This window comes from Salinisphaera sp. SWV1 (assembly GCF_052044155.1).
Classification (GTDB): Bacteria; Pseudomonadota; Gammaproteobacteria; order Nevskiales; family Salinisphaeraceae; genus Salinisphaera.
Window position 1 is genome coordinate 105,225 of sequence record NZ_JBQDYE010000005.1, and the last position, 20,052, is coordinate 125,276.

Consider the following 20,052-nt stretch of genomic DNA (forward strand, 5'->3'; position numbering starts at 1 on the left):
TCGTTGTCCGGCAGTGGCGCGGCGATTGTGGCGGGGCGGCGCCCGGCGAACAAGCCGCCGGGGCGCCCGGCGTGCGCCGCGCCATGCGGTATGATCCAAGGCATGCTGTATCTGTACGAGTACGAAGGTTGCCCGTTCTGCGGCCGGGTACGCGAAGCGTTGATGGAGCGCGTGCTCGATGCCGTGGTATTTCCCTGTCCGCGCGGCGGGCGACGGTTTCGTCCGCAGGCCGAAGCGGTGGGCGGGCGCCAGCAGTTTCCCCTGCTGGTCGATGACGACACCGACACGGTGTTGTACGAATCCGGCGACATCATCCGCTATTTCGATCGGCGGGATGCACGCCGCGCGCCGCCCGAGGCCGCCGGGGCGCTGGGCACGGCGGCCGGTGCGCGGGTTCGCGACCTGTACGGCATGCGGGTCGCCGACGACCGCGGCCGGCTGCCGCCGGCATGGCTGTTCGAGCTGTTCAGCGACGAACGCGATCGGCATGCCCGGGCCGTGCGCGGCCTACTGGCGGCGCTGGAGTTGCCGTATGTCCTGCGCAGCCCCGAGGCGCTGGCCGACGCGCCGGCGCCAGCGGCGTGGATCCGCCGCGCCGCGCCCGATTGTGTCGACGGCGCGCACCCGCCAGTGCCGTCGATGATCGATCCCAATACCGAACACGCCCTGTTCAAGCCGGCCGCCATCGCCAAGCATCTGAAAACGCATTACGCCTGATCGCCTCGTCCGAACGCTGTCGTTGCTGGATCTTGTTGCCATGTGGAATCTTTGTGCACTGATTATGACGGCAACGGCCGTACTCGGCCTGTCCGGCTGCGCCAGCCGCAACCCGGTGCTCTACGCCCACGGCGGGGGCATGCCGCCGGGCGGCGAGCAGGCCGTGGCGGCCTGTACGCAACAGGCGCGGGACGCCGGCCTGGATTATTCCAAGGGCCACGTCGGGCGCAGCGCGGTCGAACACGGCGCCATGGGCGGGGCCGGGGGCGCGGCCGCCGGTGCGATCTACGGCAACGCGGCGCGCGGGGCGGCGGCCGGCGCGGCGGGTGGCGTCGCCGTCGGGCTGGTACGCGACGTATTCCACCACGATGGCGGTCCGGCGCCTGCCTATCGCGCCTACGTCGATCGTTGCCTGCGGGAGCGCGGTTACCAGCCGGTCGGCTGGCACTGACCCCGCGGGCGCGCGAACGGCGCTACACTCAGCCGGTTATCCCGGCAGGACAGCCAGCATGAGCTTCTGGAGCGAGTTCAAGAGTTTCGCGGTGCGCGGCAACGTGATCGACCTGGCGGTCGGCGTGGTCGTCGGCGGGGCCTTCGGCAAGATCGTGACGTCGCTGGTCAACGATATCGTCACGCCGCCCCTGGGTATGCTGATCGGCGGTGTGGATTTCGCCAATCTCAGGGTCACGCTGCGACAGGCGGCGGGCCACAACCCGGCGGTGACGGTCAACTACGGCAGCTTCATCCAGACGATAATCAATTTCGTGATCGTCGCCTTCGCGATCTTCGTCGTGGTGCGCCTGCTCAACAAGCTCAAGCGCCAGGAAGCCGAGGCGCCCAGCCTGCCGCCCGCGCCCTCGCGCGAGGAAGTGTTGCTGACCGAGATCCGCGACGCGCTGCGGGAGCGCAACGGGACCGGCCGGGCGGATTAGCCACCGCTCGGGCGGGCCTATTGCAACAGATCTCAGCCACGCAGCCGGCGCGCCCAGACTTCCAGCGCGCCGCGATAAGCCAGACGCATCTGGGTAGCGAACACCGCGGCGGTAAGGTCGGCGGCCAGGGGCGTGGTGCCGCGCAGGCGCGAGGTCCAGTGCACGCGGGTCCGGTTGCCGTCGGTGCCCAGCGACTGCAGCATGATGCGCGCGCCGATATGATCGATCGGCAGTGGGCATTCGATGATGCGGTAGCCCAGCGACTCGCCCGGTTCGTATTCGGTGATGCGTTCGATAAAGCGCATCCCGGGAAGTTGAATCACTCGTTCCGCGCCGACGCCGCCACGCTCGGTCTCGCCGGGCGTGCGCAGCCAGGCGGCGCGCACTCCGGGCAGGCTGGCATAGCCGGCATGATCGGCGACGACGTCGAAGATCGTGGCCGCATCGGCGTCGAAATCACGGCAGACGTGTAGCGTTTGCATGGTTCGATTCGCGTTAAAAGAGGCGCATCCTAGCGCGTTTGGGCCCGGGCTGTCGTCACTTGGCGTGACCGGAGGCCCAGATCGCGCCATCCGGCGTTGCAGGGCTTGAGCGCAGAATGACTGCGGCCGGTGTCCTGCGCCTTGGCCGACACGATAGGGGGCCAAGCGCAGTTTTGCGGCAAGACGAGGCGTCGCAAACGCAGCGTAGTCGTTCTACGTGACAGACCACCAACGCTGGATTGCCGTCGTGTCGTTAATCTTTGGGCGCTTGTCCCTTCGGGTCGGGCCGCCCATAAAATCAACCAGGGCGCCGATACGGCGTTGCGCGTCTTGTCTCGACGGATTTGCGGTCTCCAACGCGGCACGTGTACGAAACGGCCACAGGCCCTAGACTTGACACAGAACCCAACTCCGCCGGGAAAGACCATGAACCGGGGCACCATAACCGTATTGACCGCGGCCATGCTGACGTTGCTGTTGACGGCCTGCATGAACCACCCACCGCCACCGCGTCATCCGGGACCGTACAAGGATCCGGTGGATGCCTTCGATGCCACCAACGCGCCGTATGACCCGAGCGCGCCGACGGGCGCCGGTCAGCCGTTATCGGACGACATCGCGCATCTGCGCGACGCGCGGGCGGCCTACGAGCACAGCCAGACCGTCCAGGCGGCGCGGCTGCGGGACCAGCAGGAAAAATGCCGCAAACAGCCCAACGCCAAACTGGTACGCATCCATGACGGCACCGGCGATCCCGGTGCCGTGTATTGCCAGACGCCGCCGGCCGGCGCCGGTTCCGGCAGCGATGGCAAGAACCATTGAGGGGCCGTGGCGATGTCGGCGGCCACCACTTGTGTGATGGTGGCGTCGCCGCAAGGGTCGAAACATGAGCACAGTCCCCGATACAACCGACATCTGGGCGCTGGATTGGCGTAATCACGGCGCGGCCATGGGCGAGCCGTGGTACACGCGCCAGCAGCCCACCGCAATCGACGCACCGTATCCGGTGGTGTTCAACGACGATGTGGCAGCGCTGCTCGATATCGATGGTCAGCGCGCACGCCGGGAAGGCTATGCCGAGGTGCTGTCGGGCAACCGCGTGCCGGCGGGTGCGGCGCCGGTGTCGCATCGCTACGGCGGCCACCAGTTCGGCGTCTGGGCGGGCCAGCTCGGCGATGGCCGGGCGATCACGCTGGGCGATGTCGTCAACGGCCGTGGCCAGCGTTACGACATCCAGCTCAAGGGCGCTGGCAGAACGCCGTATTCCCGCTTCGCCGACGGCCGCGCCGTGCTGCGTTCGACCGTGCGGGAATATCTGGGCAGCGAGGCCCTGGCCGGGCTGGGCATTCCCACCACGCGCGCGCTGGCCATCGTCGGTAGCGATGCACCAGTCTATCGGGAAACGGTCGAGACCTCGGCGATACTCACCCGGGTCGCGCCCTCGCTGGTGCGCTTCGGCAGCTTCGAGATGCTGTTCTACAACCGCCAGTTCGACCAACTCGCGCCGTTGGCCGATCATGTTATCGCCAGTCACCACGCCCGGGTCGCCGCCATCGACGGCGATGCCGAGCGTTACCGGGCCTGGGTGGCGGAGGTGATCGGCGTGACCGCGGAGCTGGTGGCCGATTGGCAGGCCGTGGGTTTCTGCCATGGCGTGCTCAACACCGACAACATGTCGGTGCTGGGCCTGACCCTGGACTACGGTCCGTTCGGTTTCATGGACAGCTTCGATCCGCAGTGGATCTGCAACCATACCGACGAAGCCGGCCGTTATGCCTACAACCAGCAGCCGGCGGTGGGGCTGTGGAATCTTGGCCGGTTCGTTCAGGCCATACTGCCGCTGTTGGCCGACGAGCCGGAAGCCGCGGTGGAAATCGGCCAGCAACTGCTCGCGGATTATCGCGGGCTTTATGACCAGGCGTATCAAGCACGCATGCGCGCCAAGCTGGGGCTGCTCGATGGCGCGGAGGGCGACGCCGAGTTGATCGAACAGCTGCTCAGGATCATGGCCGTCGACGGTGCGGACTTTACGCGCACATTTCGTGCGCTGGGCCATGTCTCGGCCGACCCGAAGGCCACGGGCGCCCCGTTCGTCGATGAATTCGTCGAGCGCGACGCGGCACTGTCCTGGCTGGCCGACTGGCGGACGCGGCTCGGCGCCACCGACGCCGACGACGCACAGCGGGCCGAGCGCATGCGGCTGGTCAATCCGAAGTATGTGTTGCGCAACTACCTGGCCCAGGACGCCATCGAGCGTGCCCGGCAGGGCGACTACGGTGAAATCGAGCGCCTGCACGCGATTCTGCGCCGCCCCTTCGATGAACAGCCCGAGCACGCCGACTACGCGCGCCTGCCGCCGGACTGGGCGCGCGGTCTGGTGTTGAGCTGTTCGTCGTAGTCGCGGCGCGCGACATCATTCAGAGCGCCGCCGGTACCAGCGCCGCCAACGGGTGAGCGCCGGTCCAGGCCGGCTGGAAATGCGCGTCGACGTAATCGGGCGGCACGTCGGCCACGCTCGCATATCGCCAGCGGGGCTGGCGATCCTTGTCCACCAGCAGCGCCCGGACGCCTTCCGGTAGATCCGGGCGCGCGCAGCATTGCAGCGCCATGGCCAGTTCCGTGCGCGCGACCTCGGCCAGCGACAGGAAGCAGCCGATCTCGAGCTGGCGGTGAACGAGATGGGCCGTTACCGGGCAGCCGGCGGCGATATTGGCCCCGGCTTCGGCCAGCCAGGGGTCCTCGGCTGCGGCCAGTGCCGACAGGCGCGCCACGATCGTGACCAGGTCGGAGCCGGTGGCGGCCGTGCGCAGGGTATCCAGATGCGTGACCAGACGGGCATCGCCAGCGGTCGCGGCCGGCCGATTCCCTTCGGCGCGCCCGAGCACATCGGCCACCGTCGCCTGCGGATCCGACCAGTCCTCGACCGCGGTCAGCGCATCGACCACGTCGCGCTTGGCCGCATGCGCGATCGCGTGATCCGCCAGCCCCGCGAACAGACTGTCGGCGGCGTTGAGCGTGGCGCCGGTCAGCGCAATGAAGCGGGCGAGATAACGCGGCAGGCGATTGAAGAACCAGGTCGCCGCGCAGTCGGGGAACAGACCGATCTTGATTTCGGGCATCGCCAGGCGCGAGGTTTCGGTGACCACCCGGTGGCTCGCGCCGGAGAACACGCCCATGCCGCCGCCCATGACGATACCGTGCCCCCACGCGATGCACGGCGTTTTCAGGCGGTGCAGATCGTGGCAGAGCTGGTATTCATGCGTGAAGAAGCGGCGCGGATAGTCCGGATCGGCGTCGCCGATGGCCGAGCGGTACAGGTTCACGACGTCGCCACCGGCGCAGAAAGACTTGTCCGAATCGGCATCGATCAGAATCGCGACCACATCCTCGCGGGCCTCCCAGCGTTTGACTGCGGCCTGGATGGCCTCGACCATGTCCAGACGCAACGCATTGAGTGCCGCCGGGTTATCCAGTGTGAGATGGCCGAGCCGGGTGTCGTTGTTCAGTTTAATTTCAGTTTCGTGTACCCGACGGTCGCTCATGCGTGTGCTCCTCGGTTCAAAAGACATGGGCCGGAAGGCCTGATCGTATCAACAACGAAACGAAGTTATGCTAGATTTAATTAGCACGGTCGGGGGTTTCCGGTCGGGGCAAAGCAATAATCAGGAGTTGCTATTATGATCAAGACGGTTTTGAAGACGGCCTTTGCTGTCGGCATCGTTGCGGCCGCCGCGGGTTGTGCCAGCCAGAATGGCGCGCTGAAATCGCAGGTAGATCAGGCCACGCGCAAGGCTGAATCGGCTCAGTCGACCGCCAATGAGGCTCAGCAGACGGCCAACCAGGCCCTGCAGACGGCCAACCAGGCGAAGTCGATGGCGCAGTCGAACTCGCAGCGTATGGAGCGTATGTTCAAGACTTCTCAGCAGAAGTAAGCGCGCTCGTCAGCGGGTTCGACCCGCTTGGGAAAAGCCCTGCCTTTTGGCGGGGCTTTTTTTGTGGCTATCGCGCGCGGCGGAGCCCCTGTCCAGGCGCGATCAACTCGAGGCGGCATCGGCATGGGCCGTGGTATTCGGATCGTGCTTGTGCGGATCGGTACCGATCGCCTCCGGTATGCTATTGGCGTCGTGCACGACCTTCTCGGCCTTGTTCCAGTTCACGGGGGCATTGGGCTCGTTCTTGGTCGCGGCGATGAGCGCCTGAACCCAGGGCGTATAGGATTGCACTGGCTTGCCGCCTTCCGGGTTCGGCGGTTGCACTTCCATCATCAGCGTAGCGCCCTTCCAGCCGACCTTGTAGGGCTCGCTGACGATATTGACCGGTGTGCCCTTGGCCACCATCGAAAACAGGGCGGCGATATCCTCGGGAAATAGCCGGATACAGCCGTGTGACACGTGCATGCCGATGCCGGCCGGCTTGTTGGTGCCATGAATCAGATACGAGGGCAGGCCCAGGCGCAGCGCGTACTGGCCCAGCGGGTTGTTCGGGCCGGCGGGCACGACGTCGGGGAGCGGGTCGCCTTTCTTGGCGTGTTCGGCCTTGATCGATGGCGGTGGCGTCCAGGTTGGATGCGGGATTTTTTGCGCCACGTGGGTATGGGTTACCGGCGTGGCCCACCCCTGGCGACCGATGCCCACCGGGAAGGTGAAGACCTTGCCGGCATACCGGCTGCCCTTGGGCGGGAAGTAGTAGATCCGCATCTCCGGCCGATTGATGACGATGCCGCGGCGCGGCACGTTGGGCAGCACATACTCGGTGGGGATCACCAGCGGCGTGCCGTCGCCCGGCAGCCAGGGGTCGACGTTCGGGTTGGCCTCGCGCAGGTCGCGGTAGCCGACGTCGTATTTGCGCGCCAGCTTCACGAACGTGTCGGATTTCTTGGTCTTTATGTGCTGAATGTGGCCGACCACATCCGATCCGGGCGGCGGCATGTCGTACATCGCTGCCAGCGCCGGCGCCGTGGTGAATACGAACAACAGGCAGGCCAGCCGGGCAACCAAACGCAACGGACTCATTTCATCTCCAAACGGCAACGGCGGCCCGGGTTGGCCGCGCGGCGGGGCGCATCGGGGGGTGGGCGATCAGGGCGCGAGGCGTTCGAGGCGCCATCCGGCCTGTGCGTCCCGGATATAGCGTAGTCGATCGTGCAGACGGCTGCGCCGGGCCTGCCAGAACTCGATCGCTTCGGGCGCCACGAGATAGCCGCCCCAGTGGCCGGGGCGCGGCACCTCGCGATCATGGAATCGGGCTTCGGCCTCGGCCAGACGTTGTTCCAGCTCGGCACGCCCGGCCAGCGGCCGGCTCTGCGGGGAGGCATGCGCGCCGAGCCGGCTGCCACGCGAGCGACGCTCGAAATAGGCATCGGATACGGCGGGGTCGAGCCGGGTGACCGGGCCGGTCACCCGAACCTGGCGCTCGATCGGTTCCCACCAGAACACCAGGGCGGCCTGCGGGTTTGCGGCCAGCGCGGCGCCCTTGCGGCTCTCGTAATTGGTGTAGAAACGAAAGCCGGTGTCGTCGAAGCCTTTCAGAAGCACGATCCGCGCCGACGGCGTGCCATCCGGGTCGACCGTGGCCAGGGTCATCGCGGTGGGCTCGCGCAGGCCGCATCCGGCCGCTGCCTGGTACCAGTCGGCAAAAAGCGCGAGCGGATCGGGCGGCGCATTGGCCTCGATCAGATCGGCACGGTCCAGATCACCCTGCCAGGGACTGGGCTGGTCGCTCATCGGCATGGCCTCGATCAGTTATCGAGGGTGAACCCGATCTTCACGGTCACCTGCCAGTGCGCGATTTCGTCGCCATCGATGTGGCCGCGGGTATCGACCACCTGGAACCAGCGCATGTGCTTGATGGTCTTGGCCGCTGCGGCGACGGCCTTGCGCACGGCATCTTCCTGGCTGGTCTCGGAGGAGCCGGTCAGTTCGATGGATTTGTAAACGTTGTCGCTCATCGCAGATCAGCGGTGGTTGGATGATGCGGCAAGCCTACGCCGAGCCTGATTCGCGCTCAAGCCTGCCCGCGCGGGCCCGGCCGGTGTCGGCCCCGGGCGGCGTGGCAATGCGCGGCGTGCCGGGCTGCGTCGCAGGGCCGAGAGCTCCGGTACGGCCGTGTGCCGCCGCACCGGAGCCCGTCCGGGACAGCGGCGCAACAGATCGCCGGCCTGCTGTGTTAAAAAAGTGGTGTTTTCACTTGCACATCGGGAGCCCGCCGTGAGAGCGCTGCGGATCATTGACACCGACGACGGCCCACGCGGCCGGATCACCGAGATGGACCCGGCCGAACTGACCGCCGGGGCGGTGGTGATCGAGGCCCGTTATTCGAGTTTGAACTACAAGGATGCGCTGGCGATCACCGGCGCCGGCCGGATCGCACGCAAGCGGCCGCTGAATGCCGGTATCGACGTGGCCGGCGTGGTCCGCGCCAGCGAGGACGAGCGCTTTGCGCCGGGGGACGCGGTGCTGGTGACCGGCTGGCAGTTGTCCGAAACGCGCGACGGCGGTCTGGCCGAGACCGTGCGCGTACCGGCGGACTGCGTGACCGCGCTGCCGGACGGCCTGACGCTGTGGCAGGCGATGGCGCTGGGCACGGCCGGGTTCACCGCAGGCCTTGCGGTAGCGCGGCTGCAGGATAATTTCCAGATGCCGACGGCCGGCCCGATTCTGGTCACCGGCGCTTCCGGCGGTGTCGGCATGTTCGCCATCCAGATGCTGGCCCAGGCCGGATTCTCGCCGGTCGCCGTGACGCGCCGGGTCGAAACCCAGGGCCCGGCGTTGCGCGACCTGGGGGCCCGCGACGTGATCGCGCCGGCCGATCTGGACCTCGGCGGCAAGCCGCTGGGCAAGGAGCGCTATGGCGGCGCGATCGATACGCTGGGCGGTCCGGTGCTCGCCGACATGCTCGGCCAGATCGTCCAGTTCGGTAACGTGGCGGCGATCGGTCTGGCCGCCGGCCCCGGGCTGGAGATGACGGTTCTGCCTTTCATTCTGCGCGGTGTGTCATTGCTCGGCATCAATTCCGTGGAATGCCCGGCATCGCGCCGCGATGCCGTCTGGGGCGAGCTGGCCGGCGCGCTCAAGCCGGCACAGCTCGATCGCATCGCCCATGAGACGATCGGGCTGGACGATGTCCATGCCGTCTGCGATGCGATCATCGCGGGCGAGCATAGTGGTCGCACCGTGGTCGACGTCACGCGCTGATTCACGATATACACGAAACACGAGGAGATTTCTCATGGCCGAGAGCCAGAATACTGCGGGGCTGGCAGGCGTAACCGCCGGCAAGACGGCGATCTGTACGGTCGGCAAGGCCGGCGTCGGACTCACCTATCGCGGCTATGCCATCGATGACCTGGCCCGCCGCGCCGAGTTCGAGGAAGTGGCGTATCTGCTGCTGTACGGGGCGCTGCCGACGCGGTCGCAGCTGGCGGACTACAAGCGGCGTTTGGCGGCGCGGCGCGGCCTGCCCGACGCGGTGAAGACCGCGCTGGAAGTGCTGCCGGCCGACACCCATCCGATGGATGTGATGCGTACCGGCGCCTCGGTGCTCGGCACCATCGAACAGGAAAACGACCCCGAGGCCCAGCAGCACGATGTGGCCGATCGCCTGCTCGCGGCGTTTCCGTCGATCCTGTTGTACTGGTACCACTTCACGCATTCCGGCGAGCGCATCGAGGTCGAGACCGACGACGACAAGATCGGTGCCCACTTCCTGCACCTGCTGCACGGGGTGCGCCCGGACGAGGAAGCCGTCAAGGCGATGTCGACCTCGCTGATCCTTTACGCCGAGCATGAATTCAATGCCTCGACCTTCACCGCGCGGGTGATCACGGCGACATTGTCGGATTTCTACTCGGCCGTGGTCGGCGCGATCGGCGCCCTGCGCGGGCCGCTGCACGGGGGGGCGAATGAAAAGGCCATGGCGCTGATCGAGTCGTTTTCCGATCCGGACGACGCCGAGGCCGGCCTGCGCCGCATGCTGGCGAACAAGGAAAAGATCATGGGCTTCGGCCATCGGGTCTACAAGACCGGCGACCCGCGCAACCCCATCATCAAGGCCTGGTCGGAGCAATTGGCCGGCGACGACGACGGCCGGCGCAATCTGTACGCGATCTCGCAGCGGCTTGAGCAGGTCATGCAGGACGAAAAGGGCATGTTCCCCAACGCCGACTTCTATCACGCCACGGCCTATCATTTTCTCGGTATTCCGACCGAGCTGTTCACCCCGATCTTCGTGATCTCGCGTCTGACCGGCTGGGGCGCGCATATATTCGAGCAGCGCGCCGACAATCGCCTGATCCGCCCGAGCGCGGAATATGTGGGGCCGGAGACACGCGAGTACGTGCCGATCGACTCGCGTGGCTGAGGGCCGGCCATAAACCGACAACCCCAAGGGGGAATGCCATGATTCTGGCTTACTGGTGTGTTCTGATCGCCGCCTTCATGCCGCTGGCCTTCATCGGCTATGCGAAATTCGCCGGCGACAGCAAGATGGGCCCGCGCGAAAACCACAACCCGCGTGAATGGCTGGACGCCACCCAGGGCGCGAAAAAACGCGCCTATTGGGCCCAGCTCAACAGCTTCGAGGCTTTCCCGCCATTCGCCGCCGGTGTGATCATCGCCGGGATCGTCGGCGGCGCTATCGGCGCGATCAACACCCTGGCGGTATTGTTTATCGTGCTGCGGCTGGTCTATGGCTGGTGCTATATCACCGATCGCGCCAGCCTGCGCAGTCTGGTCTGGTTCGCTGCCACGGCCTGCACGGTGGGCCTGTTCATCACGGCGGCGGTGGGCTGAGCCGCGCCGGCCGACGCTGTCGCGATATCGGGGCAGGGCCCGATATCGCGACCGGTGATCGGCGTATGCTCGAATCCGAGTACCGGCTCGTATCGGGACCCGGGGGCAAGAAAACAGTGGCGTGCGCGAGGTGCGCGATGCAGACGAAACGACTTAATCTGGTGGATACCGCGTGGCTCAACGTGGAAACCCCCAACGCACCGATGCAGGTCGGCGGCCTGCTGACGTTCAGGCTGCCCGACGACGCACCGGCGGATTTCTGTGAGCGGCTGGTCGCGCACTGGCGTCGTTACTCGGTCGCGTATCGTCCGTGGAATCAGCGCCTGCGCTCGGGCCGCCTGCGCACGGTGGTGCCCGAGTGGGAGCTGCTCGACGAGATCGATGTCGACTATCATTTTCGGCATTCGGCATTGCCGTCGCCGGGGGGCGAGGTCGAACTCGGTACCCTGACTTCGCGGCTGCACAGCCACCCGATCGATTTCGATTACCCGCCCTGGGAATGTCACCTGATCGAAGGGCTGGAAAACCGGCGCTTTGCCTTGTATCTCAAGATCCACCATTCGTTGATCGATGGCGTGGCGGGCATGCGGCTGCTGGCGCGCGCCCTGGACGGCACCGCCGAAACCAGCGGGCGGCCGCCGTTCTGGGCCATCGAGCCGAAAAAACGTCGACGCAAGCCGCCGGAAGAACATCAACCCGGCCTGTACCGGGCCGCGGCCCAGATCGTCGCCGGCGCGAGTGAACAGGTCACATCGCTGTCGGGTTTCGCCAGCGTGGTCCGCGACATGTTGCGCGCCGCGCGTTCCGGCAAGAATGCGATGGGGCTGCCGTTCGCCGCGCCCAGTTCGGTGCTCAACGGCCGCATCACCGCGCCGCGCCGCTATGCCACTCAGCTGTATTCGCTGACCGAGCTCAAGGGCTTGGCCCGGGGCGCCGGCGGTACGGTCAACGACATCGTGCTCACGATCTGCGGTACCGCGCTGCGGCGTTATCTGATCGAGATCGACGCCTTGCCCAGGAAGTCGCTCACCGCCGGCATCCCGGTCTCCGTGCGCACCGCCGACAGCGACGACGAACACGGCAACGCGATCACCTTCATCATCTCGACCCTGGCCACCGACGAGCCCGACACCCGCAAGCGCTTCGAAACGATCGCCGCCTCGACGCGTTCAGCGAAAACGAGCCTGGAAAAACTGTCGGCTGCGGCGATTACCCAGTACACCATCGCTCTGATGTCGCCGTATATTCTTTCGCTCGTCTCGGGTATGGCCGGGCGCACGCGTCCGGTGTTCAACGTCACGGTGTCCAACCTGCCGGGGCCGCGCAAACCGTTGTTCATCAACGGTGCCGAGATGGAGGCCTTCTATCCGACCTCGCTGGTCACCCACGGGCAGGCGCTCAATATCACCGTGCACGGCTATGCCGACACGCTTGGCTTCGGGTTCATCGGCTGCCGCGACAGCCTGCCCTCGCTGCAGCATATCGCCGTGTATGCCGGCGAGGCGCTCGACGAATTGCGCCAGCTCTACGGCCCGGAGAAGGCGACACCGACCGCCGTCGCACCCGCGAGCCCGGCGGCGACCGTCGGCAACAAGCCGGCAGCCCGGCGGACATCCGGCGGCAAGACGACGGCGAAACCCCGGCGCACGGGGCGCCCGGCGCAGTCGAATCGCCAGGGCCCGCACGGCAAGGCCGCCGGTAATAGCGAGCCCGGCGGCGATGCGGCGAAGAACAAGCCCCGGGGCACGACAGCCGAGAAGCGCTCGTCCGGCCGTGCCGATGAATCGAACAACTAGCCGCCGAACCGGCGACAACGAACTGCAGGTGTTATGAGTCACGATATCCGTTCCGCCTCCCGCGCGCCCTTCGATACCGTTCTCACAAAAATCGCGGATTATGTCTGCGATGTCGAGATCGATAGTGCCGAAGCCCTGGAAACCGCGCGTTACTGCCTGATCGACACCCTGGGCTGCGGCCTGCAGGCGCTGTCCTATCCGGCCTGCACCAAACTGATGGGGCCGGTGGTCGAAGGCGCCACACTCGAACACGGCGCCCGTGTGCCGGGTACGTCCTATGCGCTCGACCCGGTCACCGCCGCCTTCAACATCGGCTGCATGATCCGCTGGCTGGACTTCAACGACACCTGGCTGGCCGCCGAATGGGGCCATCCGTCCGACAACCTCGGCGGTATTCTCGCGGTCGCCGACTATGTCTCGCGCCGCAAGATCGCCAAGGGTGGCGCGCCGCTGACGCTGCGCGACGTGCTCGTGGCCATGGTCAAGGCGCACGAAATCCAGGGCGTGCTAGCGCTGGAAAACAGCTTCAACCGCGTCGGGCTCGACCACGTGCTGCTCGTGCGCGTTGCCACCTGCGCGGTCGTCACACGGATGCTCGGCGGCAGCAAGGAAGAAGTGACCAACGCGGTGTCGCATGCCTTCATCGACGGTGGCGCGCTGCGCACCTATCGGCATGCCCCGAATACCGGCCCGCGCAAGTCCTGGGCCGCGGGCGATGCCACGTCCAGGGGTGTGCTGCTGGCCCTGCGCGTGCTGCGCGGCGAGATCGGTTATCCCTCGGCGCTGACCGCGCCGACCTGGGGCTTCCAGGACGCGCTGTTCCGGGGTGAGGCGCTCACCCTCGGCCAGGAATTCGGCAGCTATGTCATGGAACAAGTGCTGTTCAAGATCAGCTTCCCGGCGGAATTTCATGCCCAGACCGCGGTCGAGGCGGCACTTACCCTGCATCCCGAGGTGGCCGGCCGGCTCGACGACATCGAAAAGATCGTGATCGAGACCCAGGAATCCGGTGTGCGCATCATCGACAAGACCGGCCCGTTGGACAACCCGGCCGATCGCGACCACTGCCTGCAGTACATGGTGGCCGTGCCGCTGATCCTCGGCCGCCTGACCGCGGCCGATTACGAGGACGCGGTCGCGGCCGATCCGCGCATCGACGCCCTGCGCGACAGGATGACCGTGACCGAGAACGCGCGCTTCACCCGCGAATATCTCGAGGCTGACAAGCGCGCCATCGGCAACGCGGTGCAGGTGTTTTTCCGCGATGGCTCGGCGACCGAGAAGGTCTCGGTGGACTACCCGATCGGCCATCGCCGGCGGCGCGCCGAGGGCATTCCGGAATTGAAGAAGAAGTTCGAAGCCAGTCTTGCGTTGAAGATCGCGCCCAAGAACGCGGCCCGCATCCACCAAATCGTGGCCGATCAGGCGACGACCGAGGCGACGCCCGTGCCCGATTTCACCGATCTGTTCGTGGTCTAGGGCCTGTTGCCGTTTCGTACACGTGCCGCGTTGGAGACCGCAAATCCGTCGAGACAAGGCGCGCGTCGCCGGTCGTGGCGAGCCACGATCAAGACGCGCAACGCCGTATCGGGGGATTTGCGGCCCAACCCTTCGGGACAAGCGCTGTTTTGCGGCAATACAGCGTTGGTGCTCTCTCACGTAGAACAACTACGCTACGTTCGCTACGCCTCGTCTTGCCGCAAAACTGCGCTTGGCGCGGACGCGGACGAAACGGCAACAGGCCCTGGGCCGGCCCGGCCGCGATCGACCGGAGGCTGTCATGCCCGAAACCGTCATCGGCTGTCCGATTTCCGACGCGCTGGCCGAACGCGTCCGCCGCATCATCGACGGGTTGCGCCATGCCCCCGGGGCAGATGCAGCGTGAGCAGGTGCTCGAACTCACCGTCGAGCTGAGCGAGATATCGTTCGATTATCATTTTCAGCGACCGCTGCGGACGCTGGGTGTGGGATTCGGTACCCGCAAGCGCATCCACTACGGGTTGAAGGGCGCCATGCGGGTGATTCGCTCCAGCATGCGGCGTGTCATTCGCGGGCTCGATCAGGACCGCTACGCCCGGGTGGCGGATTTCCTGGGAGACGCTTGTTTTCCGGAGGCGGCCGGCGCCCGATCCTGACGCGCGGGATCGGCTGCCGGCCACTTTCCACGACTTACCAGCGGCCGAACACGCCACGGTCGCCATCATGATCGTACCTGCCATCGCGGGCGTAGCGGTGCGCCGGGTAGCGCCGGTAATCCCGGCGATAGTGATCGCGATCGCGCCGCTCGCCGCGCCATCCGTAGCGATCCTCGTGATGATAGCGGTGGTCGTTATGGTCGCCGTGGTCGCGCCCCCGATAGCGTTCATGGTCGCGATGAACGGTTCGATCACGGTGGAGCTCCACGTTGGCCCGATCGTGGTGATCGAAATCATGCGCCTGGGCGGCGCCGATGCCGGCGCCGAGCAGCGCCAGGCCGCCCAGCGGCGCGGCCAGCCGCGCGAACCAGCGCGAACGGCGGGTTGGGGTGGGGTTGTTCATGGGGATCTCCTGGGCGAGCTTGCGGCCCGTTGTGTGATTTCAGCTCGACTCTATCCTGTTTGTATGAATCGTTCATTAACAACTGAACGTTAAATTGATCATGACGGTCGACCGTTGTCGCCGCGCGCATGTGGCGTGTTCATCTCGCCAGTGATCCGTTACAACCCGTTATAATTCGGTGCTGTTTCGTGACGGGGCGCCATGCCCGTCGATCTTCGCGCTGCGTATTGATGAGCCGGCCGCTATGAGCAACAACAACGCCCACGACGCCGCCGCCGAAAAAACCGGTGGCACCAATTTCCTGCGCACGCTGATCGCCGAGCAGATCGCCTCGGGCGAGCATCAGGGCGAGGTCGTGACCCGGTTTCCGCCGGAGCCGAACGGTTATCTGCACATCGGCCATGCGGCCTCGATCTGCCTTAACTTCGGGCTGGCCGAATATTTCGATGGCCGCTGCCGATTGCGCTTCGACGACACCAATCCCGACGCCGAGGACCAGGAGTACATCGACTCCATTCAGGCCGACATCCATTGGCTGGGCTTCGAATGGGACGGCGAGGTGCGCTATACCTCCGATTATTTCGACACGCTCTACGACTATGCCCTGACCCTGATCGATGCCGGGCTGGCCTATGTCGACGAGCTCACGCCCGAACAGATTCGCGAGTATCGCGGCACGCTCACCGAACCGGGCACCAACAGCCCCTACCGCGATCGCGACCCGGCCGAGAGCCGGGCCATTTTCACGGCGATGGCGAACGGCGACTACGCGGAAGGTGCCGCCAGCCTGCGCGCGAAGATCGACATGGCGTCCGGCAACATCAACCTGCGCGATCCGGTGATCTACCGCATCCGCAACAAGGCCCATCACCAGACCGGCAACAAGTGGTGCGTCTATCCCTCCTACGATTTCGCCCACGGCCAGTCCGATGCCATCGAGGGCGTGACGCACTCGATTTGTACGCTGGAATTCGAGGATCACCGCCCGCTGTACAACTGGCTGATCGCGCACCTGCCGGTGCCGAGCCGGCCGGTGCAGTACGAGTTCGCGCGGGTCAATCTCAACTACACCATCACCAGCAAGCGCAAGCTGCGCCGGCTGGTCGACGAGAGCATCGTCGACGGCTGGGACGACCCGCGCATGCCGACCATTGCCGGTATCCGGCGGCGCGGCTATACCCCCGAATCCATTCGGCGTTTCTGCGAGATGGTGGGGGTGTCGCGCAGCGGCGGCACGGTCGACGCGGCCATGCTCGAACACGCGATCCGCGATGACCTGAACACCAACGCGGCGCGGGCGATGTGCGTGATCGAGCCGTTGAAGGTGGTGATCACCAACTGGGAGCAAGGCCGCGTCGAGACGCTGGCTGCGCCGGGCCATCCCAACCGCGACGACATGGGCGAGCGTGCCTTGCCGCTGACGCGCGAGATCTATATCGAGCAAGAGGATTTCCGCGAACAGGTGAACAAGAAGTACAAGCGGCTCGTGCTCGGCAAGAAAGTGCGGCTGCGCAATGCCTATGTCATCGAGGCGCACGACGTGGTCAGGAACGACGCGGGAGAGATCGTCGAGGTGCATTGCACCTACGACCCGGATACCCTCGGCGCCAATCCTGCCGATGGCAGCAAACCCAAGGGTGTCATCCACTGGGTTTCGGCCAGCCATGGCAAGCAGGCGCTGGTGCGGGTCTACGACCGCCTGTTCTCGGTCGAGAACCCGGGCCGCGAGGACGAACTGCTCGACGGCCTGAACCCGTTTTCGCTGACCGTGCATGAAGGCTGCTGGATCGAGCCCGATGCCGCGGAAGTGGCGCCCGAAACCCGGCTGCAGTTCGAACGCACGGGGTATTTCGTTGCCGATCGATACGATCACGTGCCGGGCGCGCCGGTGTTCAATCGTGTGGTCGCCCTGCGCGACACCTGGGCCAAGATCGAAGCACGCGGCGAATCGTGAGCCCGGCGGGCGGCGCGGATCGGCGGTGACGCGCGGACTTGGCCGGTGTGTCCGTGGCCGGATCGCCGGATCGAGCCGGCGGCGATCATGCGCGATCAAGGCCGGTCCCGCGTCCGTCTGAAAACCGGTATCCTGCCGGGCTTTGCCGGATCACATCGGGGGATCGATCGCCATGGCCATGACCGACTGGGACGCATGCGGACAACGGCTGGGCGCCGGCATGGAGGCCCTGGGGCTGGCGGTCGCCGACGACGTCCGCGATCGTCTGGTCGCTTATCTGCGCGAACTGAACACCTGGAACGCCACCTATAACCTCACCGCCGTGCGTGACCCGGAGGCGATGGTCACGCGGCATCTGCTGGATTGTCTGGCCATCGCCGATTTCGTGGTGGGGGCGAACCTCGCCGATGTCGGCGCCGGGCCGGGGCTGCCGGGGCTGGTGCTGGCGATCGCCCGCCCGCGGCTCGCGGTCACGCTGGTCGAGTCGAACCGCAAGAAGGCCACGTTTCTGCGCCATGTGCGCCGCCAGCTCGAGCTGGCGCACGTCGATGTGGTCCAGTCGCGGGTCGAGGACTTCAGCCCGCCGCAGCGTTTCGACTGCGTGGTCACGCGGGCGTTCGCCACCGCCGGCGATACGGTGCGCGGCGCCGGCCATCTGATCGCGCCGGGCGGGCGTTTCGTGCTCATGAAGGGGCGCGACCCGGCCGCCGAAATGGATGACCTGCCGCTGGCCTTTCGGCATGTCGAAACCGTGCGCGTGACCGTGCCGGGGCTCGGTGCGGAACGACATGTCGCGATTCTCGAGCCCGGGCTGATCTAGGCGGTGCCGCGCGGGGCGGCACCGGCCTGTTCCCGCATGCGATAAACTCGGGTCGCACACGACTCGGGGCCATTTCACCCGGCGCCAACCGCCAGGCTGTTTTTCATGAGCAACATCATCGCCATAGCCAACCAGAAGGGCGGTGTGGGCAAGACCACCACCGCCATCAATCTGGCCGCCGCGCTGGCCGAGGCCGAGCAACGCGTGCTGCTGGTCGACATGGATGCCCAGGGCAATGCCACCATGGGCGTGGGCGTGGACAAGAACGCGCTCGAGGCAACGGTCTGCGATTTCCTGCTCGGCGACAAGGGCGTGGCGGAGGCGTTGGAAGTCGTCGCCGACGGCCAGTTCTATCTGCTGGGCGCCAACGGCGACATGACGGCGGCCGAAGTGGGGCTGCGCGAGCGCGGCGGCGGACGTTCCGCGTTGAAGGACGCGCTGTCCTCGATCGCCGACAGCTTTGATTATGTCGTCATCGACTGCCCGCCGGCGCTGTCCATGCTCACGATCAACGCGCTGGTCGCCGCGCGCGGCGTGATCATCCCCATGCAATGTGAATATTACGCCCTGGAAGGGCTCTCGGCCCTGCTGGAGACGATCGACAGCGTGCGCCAGCGGATCAATCCCGAGCTGGCCGTCGAGGGCGTGTTGCGTACCATGTATGACGGACGCAACCGCCTGACCGGCGATGTCTCGGCCCAGTTGGTCGATTATTTCGGCGATTCCGTCTACAAGACCGTGATCCCGCGCAACGTCCGCCTGGCCGAGGCGCCGAGTCATGGTTTGTCGGTGCTCGCATACGACAGCAGCGCCACCGGCTCGGCCGCCTACCGGGCGTTGGCCGCCGAATTACTGGGTCGCGACGACAACGAAGTGGTCGACGCGCCGACCGGCGGCGCCCGGCGTGCGGTATCCTCGTTGTTCGGGCGCCGGCGCAGGAGCTAGCGCCGGGCGCGCGCGAACCGCGGCAGGCATGGCTGCGGGGATCGGCCGAATCACGGCCGGGGCGTGTTTTTACAATGGATTGCAACAGCCGATCGGGTCATCACCGTGCCGTAAGAGGCGCGGCGGGGCCGGACCATCAGGGCGATGCTTATGGCACAGAAGAAGCGGGGCCTCGGCCGGGGCCTGGAATCCCTGCTTGCGAACGACTACGAACAGGCGGCGGCGTCCGGCGCCCTGACCGAGGTCGCGCTGGACGATTTGTCGCCCGGCCGCTATCAGCCGCGTCGCGACATGGACGCCGACGCGCTGGAAGCGCTGGCGGCCTCGATCCGGGCCCAGGGCGTGGTGCAGCCGCTGGTCGTGCGCCGGCGCGACGACGACCCCCAGCGCTACGAGATCATCGCCGGCGAGCGGCGCTGGCGGGCGTCGCGCATGGCCGGGCTGGCCACGGTGCCGGCGGTGGTGCGCGAACTCGCCGACGATGCGGCCATGGCGATCGCGCTGATCGAGAACATCCAGCGCGAGGATCTCAATCCCCTCGAGATTTCGGCCGCGCTCAAGCGCCTGATCGAGGAATACGGCATGACCCATGCCGCCTGCGCCGAAGCGGTCGGGCGGTCGCGGGCGTCGGTGTCCAATCTGTTACGGCTGGCCGATCTCAATGTCGATGTGGCCGATCGCCTGCGTGCCGGCGAGATCGAAATGGGGCACGCCCGGGCGCTGCTCGCCCTGACCGGCGACGACCAGTCCCGGGCGGCCGAGCGCGTCGTCGCGCGGCGGCTGACGGTGCGTCAGACCGAGTCGCTGGTGCGCACCCTGCTCTCCGGCGAAACCCCCGCCGCGCCGCAGCCCGAGCGCGACGCGACCGTGGCGCGGCTCGAGTCGAGTCTGGCGCGGCGGCTGGAGGCCGGGGTGCGCATCGAGCCCGATCGCCGCGGCGGTGGCCGCGTCGTCATCCGCTACAAATCGGCCGAGGAGCTCGATGCGCTCGTGGGGCGCTTCGACTGACCCGATCCCGGCGTGGCATCGGGGCCGTTCTGGTGGCGATGTGGCTGTCATGTACAGGGAGTGTGCGCGTA

Annotated in this window: 22 protein-coding genes; 16 read left to right on the forward strand and 6 right to left on the reverse strand. The window is 66.6% G+C overall.

Features of this window, described 5'->3' with window-relative positions:
* Positions 1-102: 102 nt before the first annotated feature.
* The 3 genes from ACS8YF_RS03890 to mscL all read left to right on the forward strand — a co-directional run bounded on the left by ACS8YF_RS03890 (position 103) and on the right by mscL (position 1,649).
* Complete coding sequence (locus ACS8YF_RS03890; RefSeq protein WP_440848907.1) at positions 103-717, forward strand: glutathione S-transferase N-terminal domain-containing protein; 615 nt, start codon at positions 103-105, stop codon at positions 715-717.
* A gap of 64 nt (positions 718-781) precedes the next feature.
* Positions 782-1,168, forward strand: a complete 387-nt coding sequence (locus ACS8YF_RS03895; RefSeq protein WP_440848908.1) for a hypothetical protein — start codon at positions 782-784, stop codon at positions 1,166-1,168.
* Between the two features lie 58 nt (positions 1,169-1,226).
* Positions 1,227-1,649: a large-conductance mechanosensitive channel protein MscL gene (mscL, locus tag ACS8YF_RS03900; RefSeq protein ID WP_440848909.1), complete on the forward strand. Its 423-nt coding sequence runs from the start codon at positions 1,227-1,229 to the stop codon at positions 1,647-1,649.
* Between the two features lie 32 nt (positions 1,650-1,681).
* Here the strand turns inward: mscL and ACS8YF_RS03905 are convergent, their stop codons facing one another.
* Positions 1,682-2,131 carry an SRPBCC family protein gene (locus ACS8YF_RS03905; RefSeq protein ID WP_440848910.1) on the reverse strand — a complete coding sequence of 150 codons (450 nt, stop codon included), beginning with the start codon at positions 2,129-2,131 and terminating at the stop codon, positions 1,682-1,684.
* Positions 2,132-2,557: 426 nt separating this feature from the next.
* On the opposite strand from ACS8YF_RS03905, the gene ACS8YF_RS03910 reads away from it, so the two are divergent.
* Together ACS8YF_RS03910 and ACS8YF_RS03915 are read left to right on the forward strand one after the other, a co-directional pair.
* The gene (locus ACS8YF_RS03910; protein ID WP_440848911.1) at positions 2,558-2,953 is read left to right on the forward strand and encodes a hypothetical protein; all 396 of its coding nucleotides are present in this window, start codon (positions 2,558-2,560) and stop codon (positions 2,951-2,953) included.
* Positions 2,954-3,017: 64 nt separating this feature from the next.
* A complete protein-coding gene (locus tag ACS8YF_RS03915) occupies positions 3,018-4,529 on the forward strand; it encodes a protein adenylyltransferase SelO (protein ID WP_440848912.1) in 1,512 nt (503 codons plus the stop codon).
* Positions 4,530-4,548: 19 nt separating this feature from the next.
* Here ACS8YF_RS03915 and ACS8YF_RS03920 read toward each other — a convergent pair whose 3' ends face one another.
* Entirely contained in the window at positions 4,549-5,673 is a 1,125-nt protein-coding gene (locus tag ACS8YF_RS03920) for an enoyl-CoA hydratase/isomerase family protein (RefSeq protein ID WP_440848913.1), read from the reverse strand.
* Between the two features lie 135 nt (positions 5,674-5,808).
* On the opposite strand from ACS8YF_RS03920, the gene ACS8YF_RS03925 reads away from it, so the two are divergent.
* The gene (locus ACS8YF_RS03925; RefSeq protein ID WP_109993218.1) at positions 5,809-6,063 is read left to right on the forward strand and encodes an Lpp/OprI family alanine-zipper lipoprotein; all 255 of its coding nucleotides are present in this window, start codon (positions 5,809-5,811) and stop codon (positions 6,061-6,063) included.
* 102 nt (positions 6,064-6,165) lie between these two features.
* Here the strand turns inward: ACS8YF_RS03925 and ACS8YF_RS03930 are convergent, their stop codons facing one another.
* The 3 genes from ACS8YF_RS03930 to ACS8YF_RS03940 form a co-directional block, all read right to left on the reverse strand.
* Complete coding sequence (locus tag ACS8YF_RS03930) at positions 6,166-7,143, reverse strand: L,D-transpeptidase family protein (RefSeq protein WP_440848914.1); 978 nt, start codon at positions 7,141-7,143, stop codon at positions 6,166-6,168.
* A 66-nt stretch (positions 7,144-7,209) separates the two neighbouring features.
* Positions 7,210-7,854, reverse strand: coding sequence for a pyridoxamine 5'-phosphate oxidase (gene pdxH / locus ACS8YF_RS03935; RefSeq protein ID WP_440848915.1), 645 nt, complete (start codon positions 7,852-7,854; stop codon positions 7,210-7,212).
* A gap of 14 nt (positions 7,855-7,868) precedes the next feature.
* The gene (locus ACS8YF_RS03940) at positions 7,869-8,078 is read right to left on the reverse strand and encodes a dodecin (protein WP_440848916.1); all 210 of its coding nucleotides are present in this window, start codon (positions 8,076-8,078) and stop codon (positions 7,869-7,871) included.
* Between the two features lie 259 nt (positions 8,079-8,337).
* Between ACS8YF_RS03940 and ACS8YF_RS03945 the strand changes: the two genes are divergently transcribed.
* From ACS8YF_RS03945 to ACS8YF_RS03970, 6 genes are all read left to right on the forward strand, one after another.
* The gene (locus ACS8YF_RS03945; RefSeq protein ID WP_440848917.1) at positions 8,338-9,324 is read left to right on the forward strand and encodes an acrylyl-CoA reductase family protein; all 987 of its coding nucleotides are present in this window, start codon (positions 8,338-8,340) and stop codon (positions 9,322-9,324) included.
* Between the two features lie 34 nt (positions 9,325-9,358).
* On the forward strand, positions 9,359-10,489 hold the full coding sequence (gene prpC / locus ACS8YF_RS03950) for a bifunctional 2-methylcitrate synthase/citrate synthase (RefSeq protein WP_440848918.1): 1,131 nt from the start codon (positions 9,359-9,361) through the stop codon (positions 10,487-10,489).
* Positions 10,490-10,527: 38 nt separating this feature from the next.
* Entirely contained in the window at positions 10,528-10,920 is a 393-nt protein-coding gene (locus tag ACS8YF_RS03955) for an MAPEG family protein (protein ID WP_440848919.1), read from the forward strand.
* Positions 10,921-11,057: 137 nt separating this feature from the next.
* Positions 11,058-12,716 carry a WS/DGAT/MGAT family O-acyltransferase gene (locus ACS8YF_RS03960; protein ID WP_440848920.1) on the forward strand — a complete coding sequence of 553 codons (1,659 nt, stop codon included), beginning with the start codon at positions 11,058-11,060 and terminating at the stop codon, positions 12,714-12,716.
* 33 nt (positions 12,717-12,749) lie between these two features.
* A complete protein-coding gene (locus tag ACS8YF_RS03965) occupies positions 12,750-14,195 on the forward strand; it encodes a bifunctional 2-methylcitrate dehydratase/aconitate hydratase (protein WP_440848921.1) in 1,446 nt (481 codons plus the stop codon).
* A 380-nt stretch (positions 14,196-14,575) separates the two neighbouring features.
* A complete protein-coding gene (locus ACS8YF_RS03970; RefSeq protein ID WP_440848922.1) occupies positions 14,576-14,851 on the forward strand; it encodes a hypothetical protein in 276 nt (91 codons plus the stop codon).
* A gap of 34 nt (positions 14,852-14,885) precedes the next feature.
* Here the strand turns inward: ACS8YF_RS03970 and ACS8YF_RS03975 are convergent, their stop codons facing one another.
* Positions 14,886-15,254 carry a hypothetical protein gene (locus ACS8YF_RS03975; RefSeq protein WP_440848923.1) on the reverse strand — a complete coding sequence of 123 codons (369 nt, stop codon included), beginning with the start codon at positions 15,252-15,254 and terminating at the stop codon, positions 14,886-14,888.
* A gap of 244 nt (positions 15,255-15,498) precedes the next feature.
* On the opposite strand from ACS8YF_RS03975, the gene ACS8YF_RS03980 reads away from it, so the two are divergent.
* From ACS8YF_RS03980 to ACS8YF_RS03995, 4 genes are all read left to right on the forward strand, one after another.
* Positions 15,499-17,208 (forward strand): glutamine--tRNA ligase/YqeY domain fusion protein, encoded by a 1,710-nt coding sequence (locus ACS8YF_RS03980; RefSeq protein ID WP_440848924.1) that lies wholly within the window; start codon positions 15,499-15,501, stop codon positions 17,206-17,208.
* Positions 17,209-17,380: 172 nt separating this feature from the next.
* Positions 17,381-18,028 carry a 16S rRNA (guanine(527)-N(7))-methyltransferase RsmG gene (gene rsmG, locus ACS8YF_RS03985; RefSeq protein WP_440848925.1) on the forward strand — a complete coding sequence of 216 codons (648 nt, stop codon included), beginning with the start codon at positions 17,381-17,383 and terminating at the stop codon, positions 18,026-18,028.
* Between the two features lie 105 nt (positions 18,029-18,133).
* A complete protein-coding gene (locus tag ACS8YF_RS03990; RefSeq protein ID WP_440848926.1) occupies positions 18,134-18,973 on the forward strand; it encodes a ParA family protein in 840 nt (279 codons plus the stop codon).
* A 150-nt stretch (positions 18,974-19,123) separates the two neighbouring features.
* On the forward strand, positions 19,124-19,981 hold the full coding sequence (locus ACS8YF_RS03995; RefSeq protein ID WP_440848927.1) for a ParB/RepB/Spo0J family partition protein: 858 nt from the start codon (positions 19,124-19,126) through the stop codon (positions 19,979-19,981).
* The last annotated feature ends 71 nt before the right edge of the window (positions 19,982-20,052 follow it).